Consider the following 13667-nt stretch of genomic DNA (forward strand, 5'->3'; position numbering starts at 1 on the left):
GAATTGGCTGCTGCAGGTACAAGCAAAAAAACGTCATTGGATCGGATTTTCAAGCGCCAGGCGGAAGACGCGCAAGGCGCCTTGGCCACCAACTGAACATTGGCGAAGGACGTATCAAAGAAATCGACTTTGGCTTCCTTCGACACGAAGGATTGTCAGCTTTCCCGTGTAAAAGGCGCCGGTATCAATGCCGATACGCTGGGGGCCCGGATCGGGTTGCTCCCGGACCGTGTGCCCGTGGATCACAATTAGGTCCTTCAATTCCGGACCCTTTGACAGGAATGGCTCCCGGATCCAGATCATATCGTCATCCGATTGCTGCTCAAGCGCTATGCCGGGACGGATGCCCGCATGGACCCATAGCTTGTCTGCAATCTTCAAGCAGATCGGCAGGCTATCCAGGAAGCGCTTGTGAGCCTCTGGAACCGCCTCGGTCAATAATTCCTTCAGCCGCCCCTTAAGACGTGTTTGCCGAAAGGCCGCGCTGTGCACATCAAGCCCGTAGGAGGCGAGCGTCTGTTCACCGCCGAGTTCCAGCCATTTCTTGTGCTTTTCAGGATTTTCGAGATATCGGAGAAAGACATCTTCGTGATTGCCAACAAGCGGCAAGCGTTTGAGTTGGTGCTCGCTCTTGGTCATGAGATGATTAATGATCTGTGCCGACATTGGTCCACGATCGATGAAATCACCCAGGAGCACAACGAGACCGTCCTTGCCCGTTGAGGCAATGTCTTGTGCAATGTTCGTTTCGGCCTGCTTCAAGAGATCCAGCCGTCCATGCACATCGCCAATCGCATAGATCGGATAGCTTCTTGCAACGTCGCCCAGATCGATCCGGCGTCGTTTCACAGTGCTTTTGGGTTCAGATCGGTATTTTGAAAGCCAATTCATAACTTTACGCATGACTATGACCAATACATAGCGATGGGTAAAAATACCATTGGCTAAGGGAGACGATTTTGCCAGCTATCGAGTTTTGAAACGGCAAGTGCGTATCAATCCAGCTTGGTTGCAGCGGGCAGGAATTTCAGACGCATCGTCATCAAATGCCGCCCATTGGATCGTGGAGCCGGTCATTGCCATTGCACACCCACGCTTGCGACGTCGGTATTTTTTCAACGAGAGACCCTTGGAACAGTCAGTGATGCCGTATCAGACATGTCGCGCGCATACTTCATGTTCGCCGAGCATATAACGCCTTAGCCGGTCTCAGGTTACCCGCGGCTTCATCTGTCGAGCAGACTGGTCATCCACACATCCCACGATGCTGGTGTTCGGCCGTGCGTTCGGTTGGCGACAGCCAGATCGGGCATTGCCAAGGCAATTCCGAGGTTACGCGACAAGGGCCTGCATAGATCGCATGTAGAGGGAAGGGCGCTCTACTATATCAATCACGTGGACAAGCTCCGGAAGCTTGTTGTTTGGATCGAGTACGATTTCAGGGAGGCGGAGCCTCGTGAAGATATTCAAGACCTCGGGGCCTGGAGGCGGCGTGTGCCCAGCAACAAAACGTGGAGCGATCAGTCTCGCAGGCATTTTGAGATTTTCGTCAGCAAGACTAATCCATGCGGGTACCAACCAGCATCTGTTCTGCCAGTTGATATAGTCGACATGTACAATATCGCGTCCAATAGGCAACGATATCCATCCGGCCAGCTCAATCTCTTTCACCGACGCCCCCATAGCTCTGCATGAGAAACAATTCTACCCTGATCTATCCTGATAATATTTTATCTCGTAATAAATCAAGAAAAAAATCTGAAAGATCCGAAGTCGTATATCGAACTTATATTCGACTTCATTCAAAAAATAATTTTCTGAAACGCATAGATTGAAATTTTTATTGAGGCTTATCTTCAAAGCTTGATGCCACCTGAGGCAAGGACCGTTTCATTCATTCAAGAACTGCATCGGTCATTTTTGTGCTCGAACTAATTTAGCAAAATTTTTGAATATTTCGAGAAATATACTGGAAAATATACAACCGGCGCGAATGTGAAAATTTCATTCCTATTGTCAGGGTTGCTTTCTTTTGAAGATCTAATTCCACCAGTAAAATACGGATCGCCGGATTTACAGCAACCAAAGGTTATATAAAGCCAAGAATAGTTGTCCAAAATTTAACTGTCTGACAGTGTATATTAGCATTTTTTTATTTTAACCATGTTTCTCGTCAATCCCCTCGAAATCGAAAACCATTTAAAGTCACCTCTCGCGAGAACAAATTCGTCAGTGATACATGTCGGATAATCAATAGTTTAAATTAATCGTTAATTCTGCTTTTTAGCGAAACAGCATAACTGTGCGTTGCAGGTAATTGACAATATTTTAACCGAACATTAACGGTGATTTGCCGATTTCACAAAAAACTACAATGGAGAGACTGATGACTACGATTTACACTAAAGGCGGTTACCTTGGCTCGGGCGCGTCGAGCGACAAGCTTGTAGCATTGGATGGCCCAGCACATCTGGACGGCGGTGCCGGCTCCGACAACATCAACGGTGGCAAGGGCGACGACATCCTTCAGGGTGGCAAGGGCAATGACTACATGTACGGCGGCGCTGGCAAGGACACGTTCCTCTGGCTTGCAACCGACGTTGATGGCAGCACCGACAAGATCTTCGACTTCGGCGGCGCTGGCGAAGCGAGCGGCGACCGTTTGACATTCCGTGGCATGGGCGAGGGTTCGAGCCTCAACCTCCTGTCGCACACGGCTGGCACTGACGGTCACGTCATCTACAAGTACGAGCTGATCGACACCGCAACCGGCAACCACAACATCATCTCGATCGAGTCGGTTAATGGTAAGCCTCTGACTGCTGGCGACTACGCATTCTACGGCTCGGTTCCTGTCGAAAGCGTCTAAGGAGCGGATGTAGCGAACTCTCGGTGAGCGAGGCGTTCGCTATAACGTGCTCATCTACGCGCGCAGCGTTGCGGTTAGCGCTGCGCGCGCCTCCGTCGATAGTGAACTACATCAATCCATAATGTAGAGCATCGAGATATCTTAGTATAAATTGCGAAGATATTCACGGTTAACCTATTTTATTGACGATGATCGGGTTATCTCCAGTAATAATCTTTTCTCAATCGTCGATGATAGGTACAAGCCGCCTGAATAGAAGGAAGCGTTAGTATGGCGTTCAAGTTTCAGGCTGAAGGCGATTTGGCACGCGAAGCATTTCGTAGAAGCAGAGCGGGTTTGATAGCGATCGGTTTGGCGAGCGCCCTTATCAACGTGCTCTATTTAACGAGCTCGTTTTTCATGCTGCAGGTGTATGACCGCGTCATACCCAGCCACAGCATACCATCGTTGATTGCGCTCGGAATTCTCGCGGGTGCGCTTTACATTTTCCAGGGCGGGTTCGAGCTGATCCGCAACCGCATGTTGACGCGGGTGGCCGGCGTGTTCGATGAGGTCCTGGGCCAGCGTGTCTTCAAGGTCATGATGAAAACGCCCATCAAGGCAAGTGGGGCCAATGATGGTCTTGCGGTCATGAGGGATTTCGACCAGGTCCGGACCTTCTTGTCGGGGACTGGCCCTTCCGCCTTTTTCGACCTGCCCTGGATGCCGGTCTATATCGCAATCTGTTTTCTCTTCCATCCGGTCGTCGGCATCATTGCCATTGTCGGCGCTCTGGTTCTGATTTTCATTACCGTTCTTACCAACTTCACCACGCAGGCCTCTGATCGCAAGCTCCACGATCTGTGGAACCAGCGGAATGTGCTGATGGGTGCTGCGTTGCGAAATGCCGAGGTGGTCGAGGCCATGGGCATGAGCAATGATCTGGGCCGGGATTGGGAAGACTATAACAAGCGGTATCGGGCCTTGCAGACGAAGACTGCGGATGTGGGCAACGCTTACGCCATTGCGTCAAAGGTTTTTCGCATCGCCCTGCAATCAGGCGTCCTGGCAGCAGGGGCCGTGCTTGTCATCGAGAACCAGGCATCGGGCGGTATCATCATCGCCTCTTCCATTCTGACGTCCCGGGCGCTTTCGCCGGTTGAACAGGTCATCGGCAGCTGGCGAGGTTTTGTCGTTGCTCAACAGTCGTGGAAGCGCATCAAGGATGTGTTCAAGGCGATCCCCGAGGTGGCCGAGCCTCTTGCTCTGCCTGCTCCAAGAAATGTCCTGTCCGTTCAAAAACTGGCCACAGGCCCTGCAAATGCCCAGCAACTGATTGTTTCCGATGTCAGTTTTACCCTGCGTGCGGGAAGCGCGGTCGGTGTCATCGGTCCGAGCGGTTCGGGAAAGTCATCGCTCTCGCGGGCTTTGACCGGGATCTGGCCGATTTATCGCGGCTCCGTAAGGCTGGATGGCGCGGCGCTGGACCAGTGGGACGAGGGCGTACGCGGAGACCATATCGGTTACCTTCCGCAAAATATCGAACTTTTCTCCGGTACCGTTGCGCAGAATATCGCCCGCTATCGCCGAGACTGGACGCCGGAGGCCGTCGTTGCCGCCGCGCGCGCCGCCCGTGTTCATGATCTCATTCTTAATCTGCCGCAGGGTTACGACACGGATATCGGTGTGAATGGCTGCCTGCTTTCGGCGGGGCAACGTCAACGCGTTGCCTTGGCACGGGCGCTGTATGGCAACCCCTTCCTTGTCATTCTGGATGAACCCAATTCCAACCTCGATACCGAAGGTGAAGAGGCGCTCAGCGTTGCAATCGGTGACGTTCGTGCGCGTGGCGGGATCGTTATCGTGATCGCTCACCGTCCAAGTGCGCTGGTTGCTGTCGATCACGTCCTCATGATGAAAGAAGGCAGAGCTGTCGCCTTTGGGCTCAAGGAGGAAGTTCTACCCAAATTCCTGCGCAAGGACAGCATTGTTGCGGCAGAGTCGAGGCCCGTCACCCTAAAGGTTGTCGGTGAATCCTCAGGGATGAACAGAGAATGATGATGCCCTCTCAAAAATCGCTCCAGCGCCATGTCCTGGCCGTTGCCACGCTCGGCATCATTTTGGTTGGCGGACTGGGAGGATGGGCGGCGACGGCAACTTTGTCCAATGCCGTCATTGCCGAGGGAACCGTCGTCATCGACGATAATGCCAAGAAAATACAACATCTTACGGGCGGTATCGTCTCTGAGATCGCCGTCAAGGAAGGCGAGCATGTCAAGACGGGGGACCTCCTCCTGCGCCTGGATGGTACGGCGGTTGAATCCAGCCTTGGCATAGTGGACAGCACTTTGGCGCAGCTTTATGCGCGCAGAGCAAGGTTGAAAGCTGAACTTGCTGGCAAGACGAGTTTCACATCCGCCGATGTGACTGCTGAAGCAGTCAATTTCGACAGAAATCCCAGCTTGATCGAGGGCGAACTCCAGCTGTTTGCAAACCGATATTCCGCACTTGTCGGCATGAAGAAGCAGCTGTCGGAGCGCAAGAAGCAGCTTGCCGAGGAAATCTTCGGAATAGGCGAGCAAATCAAGTCCATCGATAACGGCTTAACGATTATCGAAGAGGAATATAAAGCCACAAACTCTCTCTACAGCCAGCAACTCGTGACCATGCAGAGAGTAAATTCTCTCAAGCGTCAACGTGTAGAACTGGAGGGGAGCCGAGGAGAGCGCCTGGCTGCTCGCGCGCAGGCGGAAGGGAAGATCAGCGAGATCGATCTTCAGATCCTTCAGCTCGATGAAGACCGTCGAACAGAAAGCGCCAAAGAGCTGACACAGGTGGAGTCCGACATCGCGCAATCGGAAGAGCGTCAGGTGGCGTTGAAAGATCAGCTCGACCGTTTGGAACTGCGTGCGCCGATGGATGGTCGCATTTATCAGGTGACGGTTCATACTGTTGGCGGTATCGTCAACCCAGGCGATGCCTTGATGCTGCTGGCACCGGATGCTCGCGCATTGACGATTGAGGCGAAGATCGCCACCCGCAATATAGATCAGATTTACCCCGGACAGGCCGTCAATCTCCGGTTCACGGCATTCGATCAGAGAACGACGCCGGAGGTTGCGGGAACAGTAGCCACAATCTCACCGGACGCCGTAACGGAACAGCGCAGCGGCGTTACCTATTACCCCATCCGGATCTTGCCGGAGGAAAAGGATGTCAAAAAGCTGCAGGGGATGACCCTGTATCCGGGCATGCCAGCTGAAGTCTTTATCAAGATTGCTGAGCGTTCGGTCATATCCTACCTGTCAAAGCCACTGATGGATCAGATCAACCACACATTCCGAGAAGAGTAACGTGGTTGCTCATTGGCATGGCATGCAGACAAGCGAAATCAGTACAGCTTTGCAATTTAGAGCAGTTGAGTGAGCTAGTATTGGCGCTGCAAATTTGCTAGGTCAGTACTCAGCAGATATTTTCTGGACATTAGAGAGATTGTTCATGGCCGCTCGTCGCAAAACTATGGGAATTGCTTTTTTTCTTTCCGTACTGGGATCGACGACGCAATTTGCTTCCGCTGCCGACTATGGTGCTCCTACTCCTCCACCAGCACCGAGATATAGCAGCTCTTACGCAAGTTTTAGTGCGGAGGAATGCTCCAACTTGCTCATAACGGATGATTCCGGGCAGCGGGTTGTCCGGTCATGTCACGCGCCTTTGAATCTTGACCCTCGCGGTGGATTCAGACCCGGTTCTTCTGGCGGATCGAGCAGTGCGTTCTCCAGCGCTGCTGTCGTCACAGAGTAATCATCCCTCGCTTTTGTGAACTCAATTCTCGCTGCCTTTTCGCCTCGTGCCTCAGGCGGTGGGGCACAGCAATGTTAGTGCTATTTTTCTTGAGCGCATGTCTCACTGATAACCAAAACGCTTTTTGGTGCCCTAGGGGTTAAGCATAGACTGCCCCTGTCGGCTTCTGTCGCCGTTTTGCGGCTGCCCCGCGCCGGTTGTTTGGACCGTGCGTATTTTCCGGATCAAAATCCGCCTTTTTCCCCTCGAAGGGGCTGCGACAGCGCAGTGAATTGGGGCAGGGAACTGCCCTTTAGAGGTCTTGCGTCCCAAAAACGGAAGTCCGTAAAATGCGAACAATTCGGCTAAATTGCCCTTAAAAGCTGAGTGCTAAACACGAACCATCAAAAAACGAAATATGCGAGGGCAGCATATCATGATGGTAGACCGAGTTGTAAAAGTCGCATGCGTCGCCTTGACCTTGAGCCTGGGTGCTCAGGCAGCCTACGCCGCTTCCCCGGCAGGCATGGGCCGATCGCTCCAGTTGCCCCCGGCAAGCTCTTTCATCAAGGCGTCACGTGCCACGCTTGCTCCATTCGCATTCATCCGCTTTTGCCGCAGCAACCAGAGTGATTGCGAAGCAGACAGGGGCGCTTCGATCGTTGAAATGACTGCCGAGAACCGCCGGAAACTACAGGCTGTCAATGCATCCGTTAACCGCTCGATAAAGCCGGTCAACGACTCTCCGGCCCAAGGCGATGTCTGGTCGGCAGATGTCACCTCAGGCGACTGCGAGGATTTTGCGCTGATCAAGCGACGCCAGCTTGTTGCGCAGGGCTGGCCGGCACGCAGCCTGCGGATCGCCGTGGCGAGAACCCGCTCAGGCGAGGGTCATGCTGTGCTGGTCGTCAAGACATCGGAAGGCGATCTGGTTCTCGATAACAGATTTTCTACGATCCGCGCTTGGGACAAGACAGATCTCAGCTGGGAAAAAATTCAGTCGGGAGACAATCCCCGTCTCTGGTTTGGAATTTGAAATAGGCGAACCGGGCTTCAATTTTGAAGCTCGGTTCTTCCGTATTCAGCGGAGAGCCATGATTTGAAATAGAATTACAAGAGATAAAATTCTTGGCTGCGCCAGCCGGGGCATCCCAGCCTCAGGGGGTCTTCAAGCTACCAAGTCCGGACTGTCACCTGTTCAATCGTACAAGTCGATTTAGAAGGTGGCGATGTCGGCTCAGAAATCATACCCCAGATAGACTTTGCCATCGTTCTTGCAAATATCGACCTCTTTACTTTGTAGCGACCGGCGACGGTAATTCTTTTTGCGCTTATCTGCCGGGTTATTGAGGTCATATTGGAACGTGAATTGGCAATCCTGATAGCTGTTGTCGACGTTGACGACGGTTTCGGAACTGCGTTGCAAAGGTGTGTTCAAGATATTGAACGACCGGGCGACAAGATCCGTTGGCCAGGCGTATAGGCGGTAGATCGCCCCATTAGCCTTGTTGACGACGGTCACCTGGTCTGCCGCAGACTGGCACGCAAAGAATAACAGAAGTCCCAGACCCAAAGCGTAGCGCATAAAGCCTCTTTGAAATGGACGTAACATCAATCACCGCTTTAAGGGTTCACATGGGTCTTGGCCGCTGGCCGCAGGTTTTGGCCGGAATGCAATGCCGCATCAGTTGCCGATGAAATCCCGATTGCCTTTTCGATCGATCATTTCCAGGCGCGTCCCGTCGAAATACACATCTGCGCAATCGACTGCGTTCCCTTTTCGCGCGCAAATCTTGCCGTCCGTGATCTTGTAGCCTGTCGAATCGCCTTCCCGGTACTGGTAGCCGTCCGTTCGCTCTTTCAAACTGTCGGCTTGGCTAAGATGTTGCCGGATTTCGTTTTCTGTTGCCATCCGAAGCTTGTTGTCAGAGGCAGCGGCGACCAAGCCGGGAAAAACGACCGATGCAATTACAAATATACAAGCGGCTTTTGCATGTTTGGTCATTGTTGGCCTTTGCTCTGGTAGGAGAATGAATCTCGCAGACGTCTGAGGCGTGCGCGGATGGGCATACTGAGATGGCGAAGGGCACGAGGGTCAGTCATGGCGACCTTGACGACACCGCCTATCGACCGGTTCTTGATGCTCGACACCAGCATCAGAAAATGTCTGGCCTCGACTAGACTGCGGCTGCGTCGAGACTGCGCATCTCTGGCTGCGGCCGGGAGTGCATAGCTGGCCAGAAACTCGGCATCTGCCGCAATCATCGCATCCACATGGTGGAGCTCAAGCACGCGGGAGATCGAGCCCTCGCGAATATTGTAGACATAGCCTGACGAAGGTTCGATGACGCAAAGCCCACCAACCGCGAGCGCAGAGGCGAGAAGCAGATAGTCTTCTCCAATCCGGAGGGTCGGATGGAAGCGAAGCTTGTGGGTGTTGAGAAAATCCCGCCGGAACATCGGCTTCATGTAGCCGAAGTTGAAGGTCGAGCGGAACAGGACATTCGACGCGATGAAGTCATCCAGCGTCAAGACCCCGCGTCTTTCCAGAAACGCTTCCTCAAACATCGTTTCCCCGGGACGGCCATCGGTATAGACAACATCGAGATTATCGACTGCGATATCCGCATGAGCCTTCTCGGCGCGGCTGATGATCTGTGCTGTGCGTGCGGGTTTGATGACGTCGTCTGAATCGAGCACCGCAATCCACCGGCCAGTTGCAGCATCAAGCCCGACATTGCGGGCGCCACCGGGCCCCAGGTTTTTATCCAGCGCAATCAGGCGAACCCGCGGGTCACGCTGGCCGATGCTGGCCACGACGTCGCGGGTTGTGTCGGAAGACTTGTCATCGATAACGATAACTTCCAGCGCCACCGCCTCTTGCGACAAAGCGCTTTCGATGGCCGAAGCGATCGTCTCGGCAGAGTTGTAGGCTGCTATGACGAATGTGACATCCGGCTGGCTTCCTTTTTCCATCACAGAGCCTCCGCCGCGCCGTACTGCCGGATTTCACGAATTCCAATGGCGCCGCTGACCGAGCCCATATGCAACGAAGCGCGCAACAATTGGCGATTTCGGCGCACGGCATCAAAGCACGTCAGCAGGGCAAAACCGGTGCAGGCCATTACCTTGGCAGCGGCGGTTGCGACCTGCGCAATGCGCTTCACCCCGGGCTTTTTTTCTGCCAGCAGCCGACCGTGGGTCTGGCCGGACCGGAAGCGGCGCTTGGCAAGCCACATGAAACTGGCGCGCGTTGCCGGAACCGGCTCTGAAAGTACCGCTTTTTCCGCAAAGGCGATCCTGCCTCCGGCAGCGTGCATGTGTGAGAAGAAGTGGGTGTCTTCGCCACCGCTCTGGCCCAAAGCAAGCGCGAAGCGTCGGCCTTCCACAGATGGCGCATTCATGCGCAGAAGGGTGTTGCAGGTATATCCCGTGATGATCTCGCCACCCACCCATACGGGGAGGGTGGAGTGGAAATCACCCTTGCGCATCCATTCCGGGGCGTCGGCTCCGTAGATGGCCGTCACCGGCCCCAATACGGCTTCCGCACCACTTTCACGGGCCGTCTCTAGCAGTTGCGACAGCCAGTCGCGCGGGGCCGTCTCATCGTCATCGATAAAGGCCAGATAGTCCGCCTGGCAATTGGACAGACAAGCATTGCGCGCGATCGAAATATTCGACTTCGGGCAATGTACATAGAGGATTTCAAAAGGTGAGGTGGCGCGCAAGCCGTCTATGGATGTTTGCGCACTCGGCTCTGCATCATTGTCCGCAACGATGATGCGCACGATGACACCTTCAGGAATTTCCATATCGAAGAGGGATTTCAGCGTCGAGACTACCATCGGGCGGCGGTAGGTGCAGACACCGATATCGACCTTGATCGTTTCCGACAGGGGCGTGGGCGAGGTGCTGGTCATGTCGTTGCCTTTGTCGCCATAGGTGTCGATGTGCGAAGCGAGCCGAAGAGCTCGAGCCAGAACCCTGCCGACCACGCGAAATGCATGACCATTGCGGCAAGAGATGCAAGTGGGCCATCAGGATTTTTCTGCGCAAGAGCCATCCACACACCATAACCGAGGCATGTGGCAATCCACAGGCACAGCGGGACGACTGCGACCCAATGGAAGACGCCGAGCAATGCCAGGAGGGCAACGGGCATGACGGAAAGCGGGATCATCTGCCGGACCTTCGGCAAAGACCGGTGCTTGAGCAGGTTTTTCGCGCGCCCGCGGCCGTAGGCCAGATATTGCTTGAACAGGGCACGAGCATTGGAGCGCGGATAATAGGTCATGCGCGTGCGGTCCGTCATCCATATGCGAAAGCCGGCTTTGCGTAAGCGATAGTCCAGTTCCGCATCTTCATTGTGGCTGAAGGTTTCATCATAACCGCCAACACTCGTAAATGCGGAAATGCGCATCAAGGCATGGTGGCCGTGGTCGGTCCAGTGGCCTTTGCCACCTTCACGATGTTTCGAGCCGCCATTGCCGAGTTTGGAATTCTGCGCCACCGCTGCCGCTTTCTGGAACGCGCCGTGACCCACCGTTTCCATTGCCACGACCACCGAGTCCGCACTGGTCTTCATCGTTTCTTCCAGAAGCCGCTGGCAATAATCGTCAGGGTAATCGCCATGCGCATCTATGCGGATGAGATAATCATAGCCTGCGCCGAACATCTCGATGGCAAGGTTTATGCCCGCGCTCTGGATGCGTTTGGGATTGGCGAGCAGCACGATGCGGGGGTCGCGCATGGAAAAACGGGTCACGATGTCGGGCGTACCATCCGTACTGCCGCCATCGGCAACGATGATGCGGTCATCCGGATGGTTCAGCGTGCGGGAAAATTTGGTCAGCAGGCCTTCAATCGTCCTTGCTTCGTTGAGGCACGGAATGACGATCAGTGTTTTTACATCTGCAAGAGTGTGTGACGTCATGCTTATACCCTCGTCAAGCTTGAAGGAGCTGCCTCTGCAGCCTGGCCATTCTGGGGCTGCGCGAGGGATGCTAGTCTGCGAACCAGGTCACGGCAATCCTGGCTGTCGGTAACCCATTGCCTGCGGTCGATCAATGCAAGCTTTGCGAAGGCGTCCAGATAGGCCTGTTCGTTCAAACTCGTGAAAAATGTCTTGAGCGTTGCGGTATCTGCAGATTGCAAGACATGGCCAATATGTCTCGTTTCAAGGAAACGAGCGGTCTCGGTTTTGGCAACAGCGATGGGAAGCGCGCCGTAGAGGCATCCTTCATAGAGCCGGTTTGGCAACAGCCAGCTGGAGTTCTGCCCTTCCTCGAAAAAGTCGATAGCCCAGGTAAACTGAACCTCGTTGTAGATCGATGCCAGATCTTCCGGGTTGGCATATGCGCCATGAAAGCTCAGATGGGGCGCATTGGCTACGAAGGCGTCGAAATCATCGAATTCCGAATAGGCAGGGCGCCCGCGCAGGATCACCTCAACCTTGCCGTCCATTCGCCTGGCGAAATCGCCAAGAATTTCCAGTGATTTGCGGCAGCGCAGCGCGCCGAACCAGCCGATTTTCCAGGGCTCACCTGCTTTTGGCGGGCGCGGTGCCGGCAACGCTGCCGCGTCGTCATCCAGCACGAGCACCTTGTTTTCCTGCAGCAACACGGGCAATTGCAGACCGGACCGTGGTCCAAAATAATGGCTCACGAAGGCTGGAGAACTGGTCATCAGCAGCTTTGCGTTTGTTGCGAAGTAGCGCTGGGCGGCGTTGACAAGCTTACCTGCAATGCCTTCGTTGAGGAGCAGACGGTGTATATCCAGGCACTCGTAAACCACGGGAACATCCCGCCCGTAAATGGCCGAGGCCCGCCGTGCCAGTGCCAGCATTTCAAGGTTGCGGGCGATGATGACATCCGGCTTTTGAACCTGACGCAATCTGGTAGCAAGCGACAGGCTGGATTTCACGATTGAGATGAGGCGTTGGGCAAACTGTCCATCGGCCGTCGTTCCGAGCACGATGGGCGCAACGCCATCGACATTGGCCAGCTTGTTTTCCCCTCGTGTAAAGCCCGCAAGCGTGACCTTTGCTCCACCCGTCTGCAATGTGAGGACCCGCCGCCGGATGGCCGGATCGGCAAGGTCGTGCGCGAGATAAAGAACGTGGGTCATGAAGCGGTCCTGAGCAAAAAAGGGGCTAGCAAAGCCTTGTTAAGTGGCGTTTCCCTAGTTCTGCTGACAGGCGATGGATTCGGGAAACTGGCAGGCGTCGCCCGGTGCAGTAAACGCCACGCGATCGACACGCATTGCGGTGGGTCCCCTATAGGCAAATTGTCCCATCCAGCCTTTCAGCGTGTCTGTTCCCCAAAGGCTGAAGAAGATTTTCTGTGGCTCCTGGGGAATTTTCGCCGGGTCCGTGACCTCATGCACCATCTTGCCATTGACGAAATAACGCAGGCGTTTTGGCTCCCAGATAAAGGCATAGTCGTTGAATGCCTTGTCCGCATCGCCAGCCACATCCGCCAGCTTTTCATTGCCACCTTTTGCGGAAATATACTGGTTCAACTGGACTTGGGACATGTCTTTTCCCAGAATTTCCATGTCTATTTCATCATGCGGTTTCTTGTGGACGGGACCGATATAGGTGAAGAAAGCCGAGTTGAGACCGGAGCCTGTTGCCGCCTTTATGCGGGCTTCATAGGTGCCGTAGCGATAGCGGCCTTTCGTCTGGATCTCGCCGCAGGAATAGTTGCGGTCTCCAGCCCTGCCATCCCGAAATCCAAGCTCAAGCTGGCCATTGTCAAACCGCACCAGCTTCTTCGACCATGTGCAGTTCTGATGCGCGCCATTGTTCCAGCCATTGGAAACATACCAGAACGAGGGATCCATGACGTCGAAATTCTCGACGAAGGATTTGCCAGTGCTTTCCTCAGCCAGTGCGGTTGAGACACCGAGGCCCAAAACAAGAAGTGCGGATGACATCATGCGCGACCAAACGGGGGTGAGGAATACAGTCATTGTTTCACCTTTGCTGTTGCCGCTGTGGTTTGCGGTGCGGTCTGGATCGGAATGGCCAGCGCAG

General features: G+C 54.4%; 12 protein-coding genes. 4 read left to right on the top strand and 8 right to left on the bottom strand.

All coding sequences use genetic code 11. The features are described from left to right. Positions 1-114: 114 nt before the first annotated feature. Positions 115-903 carry a metallophosphoesterase family protein gene (locus ASF69_RS00065; protein ID WP_062584143.1) on the bottom strand — a complete coding sequence of 263 codons (789 nt, stop codon included), beginning with the start codon at positions 901-903 and terminating at the stop codon, positions 115-117. Positions 904-2386: 1483 nt separating this feature from the next. Between ASF69_RS00065 and ASF69_RS00075 the strand changes: the two genes are divergently transcribed. The 4 genes from ASF69_RS00075 (at position 2387) to ASF69_RS00090 (ending at position 7667) form a co-directional block, all read left to right on the top strand. Then, entirely contained in the window at positions 2387-2869 is a 483-nt protein-coding gene (locus ASF69_RS00075) for a hypothetical protein (protein ID WP_062584146.1), read from the top strand. A 270-nt stretch (positions 2870-3139) separates the two neighbouring features. Next, entirely contained in the window at positions 3140-4906 is a 1767-nt protein-coding gene (locus ASF69_RS00080) for a type I secretion system permease/ATPase (protein WP_062584148.1), read from the top strand. Continuing rightward, positions 4903-6201 (top strand): HlyD family type I secretion periplasmic adaptor subunit, encoded by a 1299-nt coding sequence (locus tag ASF69_RS00085; RefSeq protein WP_062584150.1) that lies wholly within the window; start codon positions 4903-4905, stop codon positions 6199-6201. Before ASF69_RS00080 ends, ASF69_RS00085 begins: the two co-directional genes overlap by 4 nt. Before the next feature lie 866 nt (positions 6202-7067). Then, positions 7068-7667: a transglutaminase-like cysteine peptidase gene (locus ASF69_RS00090; protein ID WP_244475353.1), complete on the top strand. Its 600-nt coding sequence runs from the start codon at positions 7068-7070 to the stop codon at positions 7665-7667. 201 nt (positions 7668-7868) lie between these two features. On the opposite strand, the gene ASF69_RS00095 is transcribed toward ASF69_RS00090, so the two are convergent. The 7 genes from ASF69_RS00095 to ASF69_RS00125 form a co-directional block, all read right to left on the bottom strand. Continuing rightward, positions 7869-8153: a hypothetical protein gene (locus ASF69_RS00095; protein WP_210173786.1), complete on the bottom strand. Its 285-nt coding sequence runs from the start codon at positions 8151-8153 to the stop codon at positions 7869-7871. Between the two features lie 162 nt (positions 8154-8315). Continuing rightward, a complete protein-coding gene (locus ASF69_RS00100; protein ID WP_156461940.1) occupies positions 8316-8543 on the bottom strand; it encodes a hypothetical protein in 228 nt (75 codons plus the stop codon). An 89-nt stretch (positions 8544-8632) separates the two neighbouring features. Next, entirely contained in the window at positions 8633-9607 is a 975-nt protein-coding gene (locus ASF69_RS00105; RefSeq protein WP_062584155.1) for a glycosyltransferase family 2 protein, read from the bottom strand. Beyond that, a complete protein-coding gene (locus ASF69_RS00110; protein ID WP_062584157.1) occupies positions 9607-10551 on the bottom strand; it encodes a glycosyltransferase family 2 protein in 945 nt (314 codons plus the stop codon). The genes ASF69_RS00105 and ASF69_RS00110 overlap by 1 nt, the downstream gene beginning before the upstream one ends. Beyond that, positions 10548-11564 (bottom strand): glycosyltransferase family 2 protein, encoded by a 1017-nt coding sequence (locus ASF69_RS00115; RefSeq protein ID WP_062584159.1) that lies wholly within the window; start codon positions 11562-11564, stop codon positions 10548-10550. Before ASF69_RS00115 ends, ASF69_RS00110 begins: the two co-directional genes overlap by 4 nt. A 2-nt stretch (positions 11565-11566) precedes the next feature. Next, positions 11567-12757: a glycosyltransferase gene (locus ASF69_RS00120; RefSeq protein ID WP_062584161.1), complete on the bottom strand. Its 1191-nt coding sequence runs from the start codon at positions 12755-12757 to the stop codon at positions 11567-11569. A gap of 54 nt (positions 12758-12811) precedes the next feature. Next, positions 12812-13603: a glycoside hydrolase family 16 protein gene (locus tag ASF69_RS00125; RefSeq protein ID WP_062584163.1), complete on the bottom strand. Its 792-nt coding sequence runs from the start codon at positions 13601-13603 to the stop codon at positions 12812-12814. Between the last annotated feature and the right edge of the window lie 64 nt (positions 13604-13667).

It is taken from the genome of Rhizobium sp. Leaf311, assembly GCF_001423445.1.
Taxonomy (GTDB): domain Bacteria; phylum Pseudomonadota; class Alphaproteobacteria; order Rhizobiales; family Rhizobiaceae; genus Agrobacterium.